This window comes from Microbacterium sp. 05T445, assembly GCF_056395865.1.
This window is the reverse complement of record NZ_JBFTKJ010000002.1, coordinates 1,135,457-1,151,457: the sequence shown is the minus strand read 5'-3', so window position 1 is coordinate 1,151,457 and position 16,001 is coordinate 1,135,457. Positions and strand designations below refer to the sequence as shown.

Here is a 16,001-nt window from a genome sequence, read left to right as displayed (position 1 = left end):
TCCCGCTCGGCGATGCCGTTCGCTCCCGTGACGACGGCTATCCGCGGCGTCGCTCGCGCTCGGCGGCGAGCTGCGTGAGCAGGGTGGCGAGCGCCGCGATGTCGGGCACGCGGACGGCCGCCGCGGTCTCCCCTCCCCCGACGCGCACGCCCAGATCGCCCTCGCCGAGGCTCGCCAGCGCGTCCTCATCGGTCACGTCGTCCCCGGCGAACAGCACCGCCGTGGCGCCGGTGCGCCGGCGCAGCTCGGCGATCGCCGTGTCCTTGCCCTCGTGCCGGAACGCGTACTCGACGATGTTGTGCCCGGTGCGCCGGCGCCAGTGCGGCGCCTCCTTCGCGACGATCCCGTCGACGAGCCGGTCGGCCTCGCGCGCCGCCTCGGCGGCCGCCTTGCGCGTGTGCACCCCGAACCCGAACGTCTTCGGCTCGATCCAGACGCCGTCCAGGTGCGCCGTCGCCTGTTCGGCATGCGCGCGGAGCGTGTCGCGCAGCTGTGCGTCGCCCGCTTCTTCCGCGTGGCTGACCACGCCCTCACCGGGGATCCAGAACTCGGCGCCGTGGGAGCCTGCCAGGAGCACCCGCGAGTCGTCGCGGTGCTCGGCGATCACACGCAGGTCGACGAGGCTGCGGCCCGAGACGAACGCCACGACGGTGTCGGGTGCGGCGACCAGAGCCTCCACCGCCCGGCGCGCGGCAGGCAGCATCCGGGCGTCCATCGGCTCGTCCTCGAGCGGCGAGAGGGTCCCGTCGAAGTCGAGCGCGACCAGGAGGCGATCGGATGCCGCGAGCCCCGCGATCTCGTCGCCGGCCGCGTCGGCCGTCCGCGTCACGCGTCGGCCCGCTTCGCGCGGTGGGCCGCCCGGGCTTCGTCGAGGGCCTGCAGGAACGACTGCGACCACGTCGCGACGTCGTTCTCGAGCACCTTCTTGCGCAGCGCTCGCATGCGCCGGCCCTGTTCGGCCGGCGGCATCTCGATCGCGCGCATGATCGCCTCCTTCATCCCGTCGATGTCGTGAGGGTTGATGCGGATGGCGCTGGACAGCTCGTCGGCCGCACCCGCGAACTCGCTCAGCACGAGCACCCCGCGGTTGTCGGTGCGCGTCGCGACGTACTCCTTCGCGACGAGGTTCATGCCGTCGCGCAGCGCCGTGACGAGCATCACGTCGGCGGCGCGGAAGAGCGCCGCCATCTCTTCGCGGGGGAACGCCTGGTGCAGGTAGCGGATCGCGGTGTGCCCCATCGTGTCGCGGTCGCCGTTGATGCGCCCGACGGTCAGCTCGATCTCATCGCGCAGCTGCATGTACGCCTCGACGCGCTCCCGGCTGGGGCTGGCGACCTGCACGAGCGTGACGTCCTCGACGTCGATGCGGCCGTCCTCGAGGAGCTCGCCGAAGGCCTTCAGACGGTGCCGGATGCCCTTCGTGTAGTCGAGCCGGTCCACCCCCAGCAGGATCTTCCGCGGATTGCCCAGGCTCTCGCGGATCTCCGCGGCCCGCGCCTGGATGTCGGGACGCTCCGCCATCTCGATGTACGAGCCGGTGTCGATGGAGATCGGGAACGCCTTCGCCAGCGCGATGCGGGTGGTGCCGTCGGCCTCGGGCACCGTGATGCCCGTCGCCTTGGTCTGGTAACGCAGCTGCCGCCTGACGGCGCGGGCGAAGTTGCCGGCATCCGCCACCCGCTGGAAGCCGATGACATCGGCGCCGAGCAGTCCCTCCAGCACCTGCCGCCGCCACGGGAGCTGCGAATACAGGCCGTATGCAGGGAAGGGAATGTGGTGGAAGTAGCCGATGGTGAGATCGGGCCTGGCCTCCCGCAGCATCTGCGGCACGAGCTGGAGCTGGTAGTCCTGCACCCACACCGTCCCGCCCGGGGCCGCGACGCCTGCGGCGGCCTCCGCGAAGCGGCGGTTGACCCGCACGTACGCGTCCCACCACACGCGGCGGTAGCGGGGCGGGGAGATGACGTCGTGGTACAGGGGCCAGAACGTGTCGTTCGACATGCCCTCGTAGTAGAGCTCGACGTCGTCCGCGCTCAGCCGCACCGGCACCAGATGCGTGCCCTCGAACTCGAACGGCGCGACGTCGATGTCGGGCTGACCCGGCCAGCCGACCCAGGCGCCGTCGGTGCGGCGCATCACCGGCTCGAGCGCGGTGACCAGCCCGCCGGGTGAGCGGCGCCAGCCCGGCTCGTCGTCGCCCTCCTGTACGCGGTCCACCGGGAGGCGGTTGGCGACGACGACCAGTTCGGCCTGACGGGTGGAATCGCTCGCACGTTCGTGCTCTGTCACGCGGTCTCCTGACGGTTTCGTGGACTCGGCATGCCCAGGCTAACAGCGCCCCGTGCCGCCGACACGGGGCTTGCGCACCCGCCGGCGCGCGGCTATCCGTGCCGGCGCGCGCGTCCCGCGATAGCGTGGACGAATGCGCAGCTATCTGTTCGGCACCGGCCTCATCACCGCGATCACCAGCGGACTGGCGCTCCTGCGGAGCCTGCGCGAGCGCGAGCCGTTCACCTGGCGCACCGGCCTCGCCTGGGCGAGCTGGGGCATCTCGGTGGCGCTCACGATCGGCGCGATCGTCGACGTGCGCCGCGCGCGCCGCGGCGGGATCGTGCCGGCGGACTCCCCCGTGCACGGCAAGGAGAAGAAGCTCGCCCGGGGGCGCAACCGGCCCTGACGGCGAGGCCGTCGCCGCGGGCTACGGCGCCGTGGGCGCCGCAGCCTCCTGAGCGTCCCGACTGCGGATCGGGTACAGCCAGAAGCAGACCCACGCGAGCGCGGTGAACACCAGCGGTACGACCGCGAGCATGATCCGGATGCCGCCGTCCACGGTCTCCGGCTGTGCATCGCCGAGCGTCGCGTCGAAGCCGCTGGCGGTGAGCACCCACGCGGCCACGATCGCCTGCAGCACGACCGATCCGCGCACGACGAAGCCGTTCACGCCGAAATAGATCCCCTCGCGGCGCCGTCCGGTGCGGACGGCGTCCTCGTCGATGATCTGCGACAGCACGATCTCGAGCAGCTGGAGCAGGCCGCCCACGCCCACACCCACGCCGATGCCGACGAGCGCGGCGCCCGCGATGCCGGTGGGGATGAGGTAGCCGAGCACGGTGATGCCGAAGATGGCGACGCTCCACAGCAGCGCGGTCCTCGGCGTCAGCCGGCGCAGCACCGCGCTCCACAGCACGATCGCGGGGATCGCCGTGGCGAAGATCGCGCCCAGCAGGATGCTGCTGTCGCTCTCGGCTCCGTGCAGCGAGTACCGAACGTAGAACGGGATCGCGGCGAGGAGGATCGCGATGGACGTCTGCACGAACAGCGACCCGAGCACGTACGGGACGAACGCGTGGTTGGCGAACGTGTAGCGCAGCTGGTCCGTCCAGGTCATCGGCTCCTCGGCGGTGACCTCGCCGCGGCGCTCGATCATGCCGCCCGCGAACGACCAGGCGAGCAGTGCGAGGCACACCAGCCCCAACGCGATGGCCATTCCCGGCCAGCCGATGGTGCCGTACAGGAAGGGCGCGCCGGCGGTGCCGAGGACCATGCCGACGATCGCGAAGATCTGCCGCGGGACGTTGCCGCGGGCGCGCTCCTCGGTGGTGCGGAAGATCTCCGGGAACAGCGCCGAGATGTTCAGCACGACCACCACGAAGGCGATGTCGTACACCGCGACCACGATGAGGAACCAGGCGATGAGGCCGGCGGCGGGCAGGGCCGGCGGCATCCAGATCAGGGCGAAGGCGACCACGAGCGGCACGATGCCCAGCCCGATCCACGGGATGCGGCGCCCCCACGGGGTGCGCAGGCGGTCCGAGAGCGCGCCGACCACGGGGTTCAGCACCGCGTTGAGGATGCCGTGCGCGATCATCGCGCCCGCCACCCACCCGGCCGGAACGCCGAGGTGGGCGACGTAGAAGTAGACCACGAACGCCGAGAAGGTCTGTGCCATCAGCTGGATCGGGAATCCCGAGGCGCCGAAGGCGATCGTCTGCGCGCGGCTCGGCGCCGCGTCGAGGCGGCGGTCGCGGATGCGGGTGCCCAGCATGCTCATCGGAGGTTCCCTTCCGCGCGCTGCACGTCCCGCAGCGCACGCCAGCCGACGCGCACGAGCTGCTCGTCGGCGATGGCCTGCAACACGAGCGGATCGGTGAGGAGGCGGTGCTCGTACCCGCGCTTGCCGGCCGCGAAGTCGACGGTGGCCCGCAGCTCCGCATCGTCGATCATGGGGTGCAGGTAGATCTCGGTCACCCCCGCGGGGACCGCGCGCAGCAGCGCGACGAAGCCGTCCCGCACCTGCTCGTACGTCTCCTCGGCATCCGTGCCCTCGCCCTTCAGCTCGAAGGGGTGCGTCCACAGCCGGTCCGGGATGACCACGCCGAGCGCGTCGGCCACGGCCGCGGCCCGATCGGCCTTCTCCTGCAGCGCACCGTCCAGGTCGGCGCCCTCGAGCAGGCGGGGAAGCCGGAAGGGCAGCCCGTGGCGGGCCGCCAGGGCGAACACGGGCTCGAGCAGGTCACGCCCGGTCGCCACGCCGTAGACCGAGCCCATGTGGTTGTCGAGGTGCGTGACGTCGACACCGGCGGCGAGGGCGGCGTCCAGCTGCGCCGCGAGCTCGGCGGTGACATCCTCCACGCGCGCGTTGTCCTCCACCGCGGCGACGCCGGCCGGGAAGTAGCCGTCGGCGTCGACGAGGCTCGTCGCGGTGCCGGTGAGCGGCCGCCAGCGGTACGCGCTCCACTCGCTCGTGAGCACGAGGTGCACGCCGACATCGAGGTCGCGCCGCGCGGCGGCGAACGCCAGCGCCTCCGGCGCCCAGGCGCACGGCACCATCAGCGTCGTCGAGTCGATCCCGCCGCCGTCGAGGAGCTCGACGATGGCGGTGTTGGCCGCGTGGCACATGCCGAAGTCGTCGGCGTTGATGATGATCACGCGCGCGTCGGGAGCGAATCCGAGACGGGCGGCGAGGTCGGACGGGGCGGTCATTCGGGGGTCCTGTCATCCGGGAGGAGCTGATCGAGAAGCGTGGCGCGAAGAGCGGATGCCGCCTCGCTCACCGCACCGGCGAGCGTCGCCTCGTTCCCGAGCGACGAGGTCAGGAACCGCACCGGCAGCCTGCCCGCGAAGTCTTCGGCGGACCGCCGGACGGCATCGGCCAGCACGGGGTGCGCGCCCGCACCGCCCAGCACGAACGCCTCCGGATCGATGACGAGCGCGATGCTTCCCGCGATGAGCGACAGCCGGCGAGCGATCTCGACGACGAGCCCGGCGGCACCCGGGTCCCCGTCCGCGGCGGCGTCGAGGTGCACCGACAGCGGCCGTTCCGGATCGCGACCGTGCGCGCGGGCGAGCTCCGCCACGACGTCCTCGCCGAGGACCGCCGCGCCGATCGGCAGCGGCGTCTGCGGGAGGTACGCGACCTCTCCTGCCACCCCCGCGGCGCCGCGGTGCAGCTTGCGGTCGATGATGATGCCCGCGCCCAGGCCGTCGTCCAGCACCAGCAGCGCGAAGCTCGAGAGCTCGCTCCCGGCTCCCCCGTCGAACTCGGCGAGGGCCGCGAGGTTGACGTCGTTCTCGATGCGCACGGGGCAGCCGAGCCGCTCGACGAGGGCGTCGCGGAAAGCTCCGGCATCCGATCCCTCGTCATCGCGGATGCCGCCGTCGGCCGTGACGATGCCGGGCACGCCGACCACGGCCAGCTGCAGCGGACCGGGGACCTCATCACGGCACTCGTCGACGAGCGCGGCGATGCGCGCGGCGCGATCGCCGTACGCCGAGAACGGCGCGTTCCGTCGGGCGTGCACGGTTCCGCGGGGATCCAGCAGCGCGACGTGGACCGCATGATGCTCGACGCGCACCGCGACGGCCAAGCCGAGTCCGGGGTGCAGCCCCACGCGGGTCGCTGCCGGGCCCTTCGTGTCGCGGTCGACACCGGCGGGCGTCACCGCGCCGTCGGCCTCCAGCATCCGGAGCACCTGAGTGACCGCGGTCCTCGACAGCCCGGTGTGCGTCATCAGCTCGGCGCGGGTGAGCGGTCCGCGCTCGGCCAGCGTCTCGAGGATCGCTCGCGCGTTGATGGTTCGCAGCAATGTCTGCGGACCCGCCAGCGGTCGATTCACGTGCTTCCTCGCTTCGTCGCACGAAAGTATGACACATTGCGTCATACTGGTACGACACCTCGCGTCGTACCCCCCGGAGACGTGAGTGGACGCCGACGGCGCGCGTCCGGTTCCGGAACCGGACGCGCGCCGTCGAAGCGGATCAGCGCGTGAGGATCAGCGCATCGCCCTGGCCGCCACCGCCGCACAGTGCGACGGCCGCGGTGCCGCCGCCGCGGCGGACGAGCTCGTGCACCGCGTGGACGACGAGACGGTTGCCGGATGCCCCGATCGGGTGTCCGATCGCGATGCCGCCGCCGTGCGGGTTGACGACCTCGTCCGACAGGCCGAGCTCGACCTGCGAGCGGGCGACGACCGCGCCGAACGCCTCGTTGATCTCGACGATGTCGAGGTCGTCCGGAGAGATCCCCTGCTTGGCGCAGGCCTTCTCGATCGCCCGGGCCGGCTGCGCGTGCAGCGAGTTGTCGGGACCGGCGACCTGGCCGGACGCACCGACGACCGCCAGCACCGGCCAGCCGTTCTCGTCGGCGTGGGAGCGGCTGGTGAGCACGACCGCCGACGCCCCGTCGGAGATCTGGGAAGAATTGCCCGCCGTGATCGAGCCGCCCTGGGCGAACGCGGGCCGCAGTCCCGCGAGGGTCTCGACCGTGGTCTCGGGCCGGACGCCCTCGTCCTTGGTCGCCACGACCGGGTCGCCCTTGCGCTGCGGGATCTGCACCGGCACGATCTCGGCGTCGAACAGCCCCTCGGCCTGCGCGGCGGCCGCGCGCTGGTGCGAGCGCGCGGCGACGGCATCCTGAGCCTCCCGCGTGATCTCGAACCGGTCGTTGTGGCGCTCGGTGGAGGCGCCCATGCTCTCGCGGTCGTACACGTCGGTGAGCCCGTCGTACGCCATGTGGTCGAGCACCTCGATCGAGCCGTACGCCCAGCCGTCGCGCGAACCCATCAGCAGGTGCGGCGCACGGGTCATCGACTCCATGCCTGCGGCGACCACCACGGTGGCATCGCCGAGGGCGATCATCCGCGCCCCGTCGATGACGGCGGTCAGACCCGACAGGCACACCTTGTTGATCGAGCCGGCGTGGACGTCCCACGGGATGCCGGCGCCCACCGCCGCCTGGCGTGCAGGGTTCTGCCCGGCACCGGCCGCGAGCACCTGGCCGACGAGCACGGCGTCGACCGCGTCGGCGGGGATTCCGCCCTTATCGAGCGCGCCCTTGATCGCGGCGCTGCCGAGCTGCACCGCCGTGAGCGGGGCGAGCTGGCCCTTGAGTCGCCCCTGCGGCGTGCGCGCAGCGGCGACGATGACGACGTCGTCGTGGTTCATGCTTCCACCTTAAGTTCGTCCGAGATCACGAGCTCCGGTTCGGTCGCCGCGACCACGTCGGCCACGGTCACACCGGGGGCCGTCTCGACGAGCACGAGTCCGGCATCCGTGACATCGATGACCGCGAGGTCCGTGATGATGCGGTCGACCACGCCGCGGCCGGTCAGCGGCAGCGAGCATTCGTCGACGATCTTGGCCGAGCCGTCCTTCGCGACGTGCTCCATGAGCACGATCACCTTCGCGGCGCCGTGCACGAGGTCCATCGCGCCGCCCGGGCCCTTCACCATCTTCCCGGGGATCATCCAGTTGGCGAGGTCGCCGGTGGCCGACACCTGCATCGCACCGAGGATGGCGGCGTCGATCTTGCCGCCGCGGATCATGCCGAAGCTCGTGGCCGAATCGAAGAACGCGGCGCCGGGCAGCGTCGTCACGGTCTCCTTGCCGGCGTTGATGAGATCGGGGTCGACGTGCTCCTCGGCCGGGTACGGACCGACGCCCAGGATGCCGTTCTCGGACTGCAGCACGACCGTCACGCCCTCGGGCACGAAGTTCGGCACCAGCGTCGGCAGGCCGATGCCGAGGTTGACGTACGCGCCGTCGGCGAGCTCGCGCGCCGCGCGCGCGGCCATCTCGTTGCGGTTCAGCGGCATGTCAGGCTCCTGTCCCTGCGGGCGCGGCGACCGTGCGCCGCTCGATGCGCTTCTCGATGTCGGTGCCGACCTCCACGATGCGGTGCACGTAGATGCCGGGAAGGTGGATGCCGTCGGCGTCGAGCTCACCGGGCTCGACGAGCTCCTCCACCTGGGCGATGCAGACGCGTCCGGCCATCGCCGCGAGCGGGTTGAAGTTGCGCGCGGCCTTGTTGAAGACGAGATTGCCGTGGCGGTCGCCCTTGAGCGCGTGCACCAGCGCGAAGTCGGTGACGATGGCCTCTTCGAGGACGTAATCGCGGGGCGCGCCCGACACGTCGAACGTGCGGACGTCCTTCACCGGGGAGGCCACCGCGATGCTGCCGTCGGCGGCGTACCGGCGCGGCAGGCCGCCCTCGGCGACCTGGGTGCCCACGCCCGTCTGCGTGTAGAACGCGGCGATGCCCGAGCCGCCGGCGCGCAGCTTCTCGGCGAGCGTGCCCTGCGGCGTCAGCTCGAGCTCGAGCTCGCCGGAGAGGAACTGCCGCTCGAACTCCTTGTTCTCGCCGACGTACGACGAGGTCATCTTGCGGATGCGCTTGGCGTTCAGCAGGATGCCGAGCCCCCAGTCGTCGACGCCGCAGTTGTTGCTGACGATGCTGAGGTCGCTTGTCCCCTGCGCGAGCAGCGCCTCGATGAGCGCGATGGGATTGCCCGAGAGGCCGAAACCTCCCACCGCGAGAGACGCTCCGTCGGGGATGTCGGCGACGGCCTCCGCCGCCGAACCCCAGGTCTTGTCGATCATTCTGCTCCTTCGCATGACGCCCGATCGATGAGCTGCCGCGCCTGCGACCGGTCGCTGAGCGAGCGAAGCGAGACGAAGCCCTCGACACGATCCTCCGCTTCCGGGACGGGCGATGCCATGCCCGCGCTTGCCATGTGGCCGATGCAACGCATAGCGTCCATATTGTGGACACCTCGTCGAAGCGCACCGTGCCGGGAGCCCAGTCGGTCGCCCGCGCGGCGCAGCTGCTGCGCCTGGTGACCTCGGGCGGAGGCGAGGGGATGCCGGTGGCCGAACTCGCCCGCCGCGCCGACCTCACGCGCCCGACGGCACACCGGCTGCTCACCGCGCTGCGGCACGAGGGCCTCGTCGACCAGGACGAACGGACCGGCCGCTGGATGCCGGGACCAGAGCTGTTCCTGATGGGCACGGTCGCGGCATCCCGCTACGACATCACCGCGATCGCCCGCGACATCGTGCGGTCACTGGCGGTGCGCACCGAGGAGAGCGCGTTCCTGTCGGTACGCCGCGGCGATGAGACCGTGTGCCTGCTGCGCGAGGAGGGGAGCTTCCCGATCCGGTCCTTCGTGCTGTCGGAGGGTGTCCGCTTCCCGCTCGGGGTCGCCTCTGCGGGGCTGGCGATCCTGTCGTTCCTGCCGTCCCACGATGTGGACGCCTACTTCGAGCGTCACCCTGAGCTGCCCGCCGAGTGGGGCGCGGCGCACGGCGAGCAGCGCCTGCGCGTACGCCTGCGCGACACCCAGGAGCGCGGTTACGCGGTCAACCCCGGGCTGATCGTCGAGGGCTCGTACGGCATCGGCGCCGCCGTCTTCACCCGCGAGGGGCACCCGCAGTGGGCGCTGAGCCTGACCGGCGTCGAGTTCCGCTTCAGCCCCGACCGGCTGCCCGAGCTCGGCCGCACCCTCCTCGCCCACGCGCACCAGCTGACGACCCGCATCGCCGCCTCGCGCTGACACGACCGAGACGAGGAGCACCCCGCCGCGCGCTTCGTCTCGCTGGCGCTCGCTCAGCGACCGGGACTCACCGATCGCCCCGGTACCTGCGCGCGGGAGCGCGGCGACCGAGACTGAGACGCACGGCCGACCACCGGTCCCTGAGCGAGGGAGCGCAGCGACCGAGACGAAGGGGCACCACCGAGCGCATCGTCTCGCTGACGCTCGCTCAGCGACCGGGACTCACCGATCGCCCCGGTACCTGCGCGCGGGAGCGCAGCGACCGAGACGAAGGGGCACCGCCGAGCGCATCGTCTCGCTGACGCTCGCGCAGCGACCGGGACTCACCGATCGCCCCGGTACCTGCGCGCGGGAGCGCGGCGACCGAGACTGAGACGCACGGCCGACCACCGGTCCCTGAGCGAGGGAGCGCAGCGACCGAGACGAAGGGCCACCACCGAGCGCATCGTCTCGCTGACGCTCGCTCAGCGACCGGGGACTCACCGATCTTCACGGTCCCTGAGCGAGGGAGCGCAGCGACCGAGACGAAGGGCACCTCTGTGGACAACGGCAACGCGGTTCGCACACGCGGGGCTACCGTCCTCGACATGGCATACGTCTACATCCTGCGTTGCGCCGACGGGTCGTACTACACGGGAAGCACAGTCGATCTCGCCTTCCGCATCGCGCAGCACAACGCCGGAGAGGGAGCCAACTACACCCGGGAACGACGACCCGTGGAACTCGTCTGGTCATCCGAGTTCGAACGAATCACGGATGCCTTCGGGTGGGAGAAGCGTATCCAGGGGTGGAGTCGCGCCAAGAAGCAGTTGCTGATCGAGGGTCGCTATGAGGAGCTGCCCGGCTGGAGCGCCCGCGCGAGGGCCGCTCGCATGCACCTCGGCGACGCTTCGTCTCGCTAGCGCTCGCTCAGCGACCGGGACTCACCGATCCCCGGTCCCCAGCGGTGGAACGCGCGACCGGGACACCAGGCACACGCGTCGCGCGCTTCGTCTCGCTAGCGCTCGCTCAGCGACCGGGCTCCCCGATCTCCCCGGTCCCTGAGCGGGTGAACTCAGCGACCGGGACTACCGATCCCCGGTCCCGGGGCGAGGAAGCGCAGCGACCTGGTCGAGCGGCGTCACCGTACGGCCGCGGCGGCGAGCTCCTCGCTCACGGCACCCGCCACGACGTCGGCGCCGGCGGGCGACATCACGATCGTGTAGTGGTTGAACCCGTCGATGCGCTCGTGCGCGACACCGGGGTACGTCGCCAGCAGACGCGCCAGGTGCTCGGGCGCGTACAGCCCGGGCGGCTCGTCCTGCAGGCCGCGCGGCACGGTGATCAGGCGGGTCGGATGCCGCAGCCCGGCGAGCGCGTCCGGCAGCGCCGTGCCGGTGTTCATGTCCACGATGTCGTCCGCCGTCGTCGCGTAGCTCGTCGCGGGGCGGAGCGCCCCGGCGCCGTCGTCGACGAGGTCGTAAGCGAGATAGGCCTCGAGTTCGGGGGTCCAGGCATCGGCGAACGCGGGATGCCGCCGCCAGAAGTCGAGGTACTCCCCCGCGTCGGCGAACCTCATCGACAGGCGCGCCGCAGTCGGGCCGAGGATGCCGGCGACGAGCTCGTCGGTGCTGAGCCCGGCGGGCACGTCCAGCGGCAGCCCGCCGTCGACGAGCAGCAGCCGCGTCACCCGGTCGGGGTACCGGTGGGCGAACACGACCGAGACGAAGCCTCCCATCGAGTGGCCGACGACGACGGTGCGGTCGATCCCGAGCGCGTCGAGCAGCGTCGCCAGGTCGGCGGCGTGCGCAGCCATTCCCGCGGGCCCGTCGATGCCGTTGCTGCGACCACGGCCGCGCAGATCCGGTGCGACCACCCGCACGCCCGGAAGCCGGTCGACGACGAACGGCCACGCCAGGTGCGAGGCCGTGACCCCGTGCACCAGCAGGACCGTGGGCGCGTCGAGCCCGGCATCCCCTGGTTCCCACACGCCTGCGCGCAGCACGCCGCCTTCGACGGGGACGTCGACGGTCCGGTACTCGTGGTTCACCGCGCCGTCCATCCGCCGTCCATCGTGTACGACGCGCCGGTGACCATCCCCGACTTGTCCGACACGAGCCAGCCCGCCAGTGACGCGACCTCGTCGGCCTCGACGAGCCGCTTGATCGCGCTCTCGGTGAGCATGATCTTCTCGACGACCTCGCTCTCGGGGATCCCGTGCACGGCGGCCTGGTCGGCGATCTGCTTCTCGACCAGCGGCGTGCGCACGTACGCGGGGTTGATGCAGTTGCTCGTGACGCCGTGCGGTCCGCCCTCCAGGGCGGTCACCTTCGACAGGCCCTCGAGCCCGTGCTTGGCCGCCACGTAGGCGGACTTGAACGCGCTCGCCCGCAGCCCGTGGGCGCTGGAGATGTTGATCACCCGCCCCCATCCGCGCGCGTACATCGCCGGCAGCGCCGCGCGGATGAGCAGGAACGGCGACTCCAGCATGAGCCGCATGATCAGCCGGAACGCCGCGGGGTCGAACTCGGTGATCGGCGAGACCCGCTGGATGCCGGCGTTGTTGACGAGGATGTCCACATCGAGCGTGAGGTCGTCCAGCGCCGCGGTGTCGGAGAGATCGACGACCCAGGGCTCGCCGCCCACCGCGGTGGCGGCATCCGTCGCCGCCTGCGCGTTCAGATCGGCGACGATCACGTGGGCGCCGCGCCTTGCGAACTCGTGCGCGCACGCGAGCCCGATGCCGCTCGCGCCTCCGGTGATCAGCGCGCGCCTGCCCGCCAGATCCTTCTCTGCCATCAGCTGTCCTTCTCTTCGTCGCGACGGGGTGCGAGCGCGTTGTCGATGAACCGGGTCATGCCGCCGAACACGCGCGGGTCCAGCTGCGCGGGGGGCTTGCCGTCGGCGTCGCGCTCCCACAGCAGGAAGCGCATGCCGATGAGTTCGCCCATGCCCATGAGGGCCCAGGCGGTGGTCTCGGGATCGAGGCCGCGGTCGACGTCTCCGGTGGCCTGCGCGGCGCGCAGCCCGGCCTCGTACCCCTCGACGATGCGGGTGTAGTGCAGGCGCAGCACTTCCGGCGAGACGAACTCGGCCTCGCGGACGACGCGGTACAGCGCCGGGTGCTCGGCGGTGAACCGGAAGAAGCCGGCGAAGCCCGCGCGCTCGGCCTCGAGGCGACCGGATGCCCCGGCCATCGCCTCCGACATCGAGTGGCGCACCCGGCGGTTGAGGTCGAGCACGAGCGCTTCGAAGATCGACTGCTTGCTGTCGAAGTAGAGGTAGAAGGTGCCGAGGCCGATGCCGGCGCGCTCGGTGATCTTGACGATGGATGCCTCGTGGTAGCCCTGCTCGGCGAACACGAGCTCCGCCGCCTCCAGGAGGCGCCGTCTGGTCGCCTCGCCGCGTTTGGTCAGCGGTCTGCCGGTCGCGGACGACACCAGCTCCTCGCCGTGGTCGACGAGTTCGTCGGACATGCTCATCGGGACTCCCCCCTCGTGCGCTCGCGGGTCGCGGCGTGTGCGCGCTCCCCTGCGCCCTCTCCCAGCGTCCTGGCCCGTTCGCGCAACCGCGACCGGGCGAGCTTCTCGATCGTCGACCGCGGCAGCGCGTCGACGAACTCGACGCGCACCGGGATCTTGAAGGCGGCGAGGTTGCGGCGCGCGTGGGCCAGCACCTCGTCTGCCGACAGTGCCGCGCCGGCGGCCGGCACCACGAAGGCGACGCCTCGCTCGCCCCACACCGGGTCGGGCACGCCCACGACCGCGGCGGACTCGACGAGCGGGTGCAGGCACAGCGCGAACTCGACCTCGGCGGGCGCGACGTTCTCGCCGCCGGAGATGAAGATGTCCTTGATGCGATCGACCACGCGGTAGACGCCGGCGGCATCTCGGGCGACGAGGTCGCCGCTGCGCAGCCACTCGCCGCTCATCGCGCGCGCGGTCGCCTCGTCGTCGCCCAGATACCCGGCGAACACGCTCGGCCCGCGCACCCACAGCTCGCCGGTGGCCTCGCCTTCCAGCGGCAGCTCCGACGCCGGGTCGACGATCCGCACCGAGACGTGCGGGTAGGGGCGCCCGACCGCACCGGGTGCGTCGACCGCCTCGGCGGCAGGCAGGTGCAGCACGTTGGGGGCGGCCTCGGTGAGCCCGTACCCCTGCGTGAGCGGGATGCCCCGCGCCGACCACGCCTGCTGCAGCGGCACCGGCATCGTCGCGCCGCCGACGAGGGCGAGCCGCAGGGAGGAGGCATCCGTCCGCTCCCATTCGCGGTCGGCGGCGAGCATCGCGTACTGCGTGGGCACGCCCATCATGGCAGTGACCCTGCGCTCGGCCACGAGCTGCAGGATGCGTGCCGGCTGGAACGACCGCTCCAGCACGACGGTCGCGCCGACCCACCACGCCAGCAGAGGCTGGCAGTTCCACGCCGCGACGTGGAACTGCGGCAGCATCGCCAGCACGACGTCGTCGTGGGTGAGCGGCAGCGCCTGCGCCATGGCGAGGTTGTTCCAGAAGCAGTTGGAGTGGGTCAGCACGACGCCCTTGGGCGCCGCCTCGCTGCCGGAGGTGAAGATCACCAACAGCGGGTCGTCGTCGCGTACCGGTCGGCGGGGTGCGCGGCGCGCCGCGGCGGGAACGTTCCCCGCCTCCACCTCGGTCGTGCCGAGCACAGCGACCGGCACCGTCCCACCGGCGGTGCGAAGGGCCTCGCCGGCCAGCGCGGTGTACTCGTCCTCGATGAGCACGAGCGCCGGCGCCGAGCGGGTCAGCACGTCGGCGAGCTCACGCGGCGTGAGCCGCCACGACAGCGGCACGAAGGCGATGCCGGCGACCGCGCACGCGAAGAACGCGACGACGTGGTCGGTGGAGTTTCCCGACACCGTCGCGATGCGGTCGCCCGGGCCGTACCCGGCGCGTCGCAGGGCGTCGGCGAGGCCGGTCGCGCGCGCGGCGAGCGTGGCGTAGTCCGTCGTCACGCCGCGGTCGTCGATCGCGATGCGCTCGGGCGAGCGCGCCGCGCTGTCGACGATCCAGCGTCCGAGGGTGTGCGGCCCGTCGTCGATGTCGGGGTCGGCGGTCCAGGTCATACGCGGACCTCGACGGGCGCTTCGGCGTCCTCGTCGGCGTCATCGAGCCGGCGCAGCGACCCGCGCACCTTCTCGCCGCGACGCCGGCGCACGGCCGCGTCGATCGTGCCGGCGATGCCGCCCGGCAGGAACATCACCACGACGATGAACAGCACGCCGAGGAGGAACAGCGGCTCCGACAGCGGCACACGCAGCCAGTCGGGAAGACCCGCGATGGCGTCGGAACCGGCGAGCACCGTGAGTCGCTGATCGAGCAGCGTGTAGAGCACACCGCCAACGATGGCACCCCACCGGAACCCGACGCCACCCAGCACCACCATCACCAGGACGGTGATCGTGAGATCGGCCGACACCGACCGCGGCACGGTGCCCGACTGCAGCAGCATGTAGGCCACGCCCGCGAGGCTGGCCAGGCCCGCGGCGATCACGAAGACGATGAGTCGGACGCGGTACGGCGAGAGCCCGAGCACGCGCACGCGCTGCTCGTTCTCGCGCGTGGCGCGGGCGAGGTGACCCAGCCGCGACGTGTCGACCCACAGTGTGACGAGGTAGACGACGACGAGCACCGCCAGGGTGAACCAGTACAGGTTGCGCGTGTTGACGACGCCGATGAGCGCGTCGGGCACCTGCTCGGTGTTGAGGCTGAGCCCCTCCTCGCCGCCGGTGACCTGCGAGTTGCGGCGCACCAGCACCGAGCCCGCCTGAGCGAACGCGAGGGTCACCATCGCGAACGGGATGCCCGACACCCGCATCGACACCGCGCCGGTCACCAGGGCGATCACCATGCCGCCGATCAGCGCGATGAACACGCCCGGCCACAGCGGCACCCCGAAATGCTCGAGCGCGATGCCCAGGCCGTACGCGCCGGCCCCGAAGTAGAGGGCGTGGCCGAAGGACAGCATCCCTCCGGATCCGAGCAGCAGGTTGTACGACAGCGCGAGCGCGGCGAACACCATGCACAGCGACAGCAGCGCGAGCGTGCCCGGCATGTAGGTCGGGGTGGGCAGGATGCCCGGCAGCGAGAGGTTCAGCATCGGCAGGAGCGCCATGAACGCCACCAGCACGACGCCGACGACGGCGGGGACGAAGCGACGTATGCTTCGTCT

16 protein-coding genes are annotated in these 16,001 nt (G+C 71.8%); 3 read left to right on the top strand and 13 right to left on the bottom strand.

Annotated features, from left to right (window positions below; all coding sequences use genetic code 11):
• Positions 1-37: 37 nt before the first annotated feature.
• Complete coding sequence (gene otsB / locus AC1DDU_RS14900; RefSeq protein WP_477435417.1) at positions 38-829, bottom strand: trehalose-phosphatase; 792 nt, start codon at positions 827-829, stop codon at positions 38-40.
• Positions 826-2,289 (bottom strand): alpha,alpha-trehalose-phosphate synthase (UDP-forming), encoded by a 1,464-nt coding sequence (locus AC1DDU_RS14895; protein WP_477435415.1) that lies wholly within the window; start codon positions 2,287-2,289, stop codon positions 826-828. Before AC1DDU_RS14895 ends, otsB begins: the two co-directional genes overlap by 4 nt.
• A gap of 133 nt (positions 2,290-2,422) precedes the next feature.
• Between AC1DDU_RS14895 and AC1DDU_RS14890 the strand changes: the two genes are divergently transcribed.
• Positions 2,423-2,677: a hypothetical protein gene (locus AC1DDU_RS14890; protein WP_477435413.1), complete on the top strand. Its 255-nt coding sequence runs from the start codon at positions 2,423-2,425 to the stop codon at positions 2,675-2,677.
• 21 nt (positions 2,678-2,698) lie between these two features.
• Here AC1DDU_RS14890 and AC1DDU_RS14885 read toward each other — a convergent pair whose 3' ends face one another.
• The 6 genes from AC1DDU_RS14885 to AC1DDU_RS14860 all read right to left on the bottom strand — a co-directional run bounded on the left by AC1DDU_RS14885 (position 2,699) and on the right by AC1DDU_RS14860 (position 8,877).
• The gene (locus AC1DDU_RS14885) at positions 2,699-4,051 is read right to left on the bottom strand and encodes an MFS transporter (RefSeq protein ID WP_477435412.1); all 1,353 of its coding nucleotides are present in this window, start codon (positions 4,049-4,051) and stop codon (positions 2,699-2,701) included.
• Positions 4,048-4,983: a polysaccharide deacetylase family protein gene (locus tag AC1DDU_RS14880; RefSeq protein ID WP_477435410.1), complete on the bottom strand. Its 936-nt coding sequence runs from the start codon at positions 4,981-4,983 to the stop codon at positions 4,048-4,050. Before AC1DDU_RS14880 ends, AC1DDU_RS14885 begins: the two co-directional genes overlap by 4 nt.
• Positions 4,980-6,116, bottom strand: a complete 1,137-nt coding sequence (locus AC1DDU_RS14875) for an ROK family transcriptional regulator (protein ID WP_477435408.1) — start codon at positions 6,114-6,116, stop codon at positions 4,980-4,982. The genes AC1DDU_RS14880 and AC1DDU_RS14875 overlap by 4 nt, the downstream gene beginning before the upstream one ends.
• 142 nt (positions 6,117-6,258) lie before the next feature.
• Complete coding sequence (locus AC1DDU_RS14870; protein ID WP_477435406.1) at positions 6,259-7,443, bottom strand: acetyl-CoA C-acetyltransferase; 1,185 nt, start codon at positions 7,441-7,443, stop codon at positions 6,259-6,261.
• Positions 7,440-8,093: a CoA transferase subunit B gene (locus tag AC1DDU_RS14865; protein ID WP_477435404.1), complete on the bottom strand. Its 654-nt coding sequence runs from the start codon at positions 8,091-8,093 to the stop codon at positions 7,440-7,442. The genes AC1DDU_RS14870 and AC1DDU_RS14865 overlap by 4 nt, the downstream gene beginning before the upstream one ends.
• 1 nt (position 8,094) lies before the next feature.
• Complete coding sequence (locus AC1DDU_RS14860) at positions 8,095-8,877, bottom strand: CoA transferase subunit A (protein WP_477435402.1); 783 nt, start codon at positions 8,875-8,877, stop codon at positions 8,095-8,097.
• Between the two features lie 164 nt (positions 8,878-9,041).
• On the opposite strand from AC1DDU_RS14860, the gene AC1DDU_RS14855 reads away from it, so the two are divergent.
• Together AC1DDU_RS14855 and AC1DDU_RS14850 are read left to right on the top strand one after the other, a co-directional pair.
• Entirely contained in the window at positions 9,042-9,830 is a 789-nt protein-coding gene (locus AC1DDU_RS14855; RefSeq protein ID WP_477435400.1) for an IclR family transcriptional regulator, read from the top strand.
• 587 nt (positions 9,831-10,417) lie between these two features.
• Positions 10,418-10,732 carry a GIY-YIG nuclease family protein gene (locus tag AC1DDU_RS14850; protein WP_477435398.1) on the top strand — a complete coding sequence of 105 codons (315 nt, stop codon included), beginning with the start codon at positions 10,418-10,420 and terminating at the stop codon, positions 10,730-10,732.
• Positions 10,733-10,950: 218 nt separating this feature from the next.
• On the opposite strand, the gene AC1DDU_RS14845 is transcribed toward AC1DDU_RS14850, so the two are convergent.
• The 5 genes from AC1DDU_RS14845 to AC1DDU_RS14825 are packed head-to-tail and all read right to left on the bottom strand — an operon-like array spanning position 10,951 to position 15,944.
• Positions 10,951-11,871, bottom strand: coding sequence for an alpha/beta hydrolase (locus AC1DDU_RS14845; protein WP_477435396.1), 921 nt, complete (start codon positions 11,869-11,871; stop codon positions 10,951-10,953).
• Complete coding sequence (locus tag AC1DDU_RS14840) at positions 11,856-12,608, bottom strand: 3-hydroxybutyrate dehydrogenase (RefSeq protein ID WP_477435394.1); 753 nt, start codon at positions 12,606-12,608, stop codon at positions 11,856-11,858. The genes AC1DDU_RS14845 and AC1DDU_RS14840 overlap by 16 nt, the downstream gene beginning before the upstream one ends.
• On the bottom strand, positions 12,608-13,291 hold the full coding sequence (locus AC1DDU_RS14835) for a TetR/AcrR family transcriptional regulator (protein WP_477435392.1): 684 nt from the start codon (positions 13,289-13,291) through the stop codon (positions 12,608-12,610). The genes AC1DDU_RS14840 and AC1DDU_RS14835 overlap by 1 nt, the downstream gene beginning before the upstream one ends.
• Positions 13,288-14,895 (bottom strand): class I adenylate-forming enzyme family protein, encoded by a 1,608-nt coding sequence (locus tag AC1DDU_RS14830; protein ID WP_477435390.1) that lies wholly within the window; start codon positions 14,893-14,895, stop codon positions 13,288-13,290. The genes AC1DDU_RS14835 and AC1DDU_RS14830 overlap by 4 nt, the downstream gene beginning before the upstream one ends.
• A complete protein-coding gene (locus tag AC1DDU_RS14825; RefSeq protein WP_477436848.1) occupies positions 14,892-15,944 on the bottom strand; it encodes a branched-chain amino acid ABC transporter permease in 1,053 nt (350 codons plus the stop codon). The genes AC1DDU_RS14830 and AC1DDU_RS14825 overlap by 4 nt, the downstream gene beginning before the upstream one ends.
• Positions 15,945-16,001 lie beyond the last annotated feature (57 nt).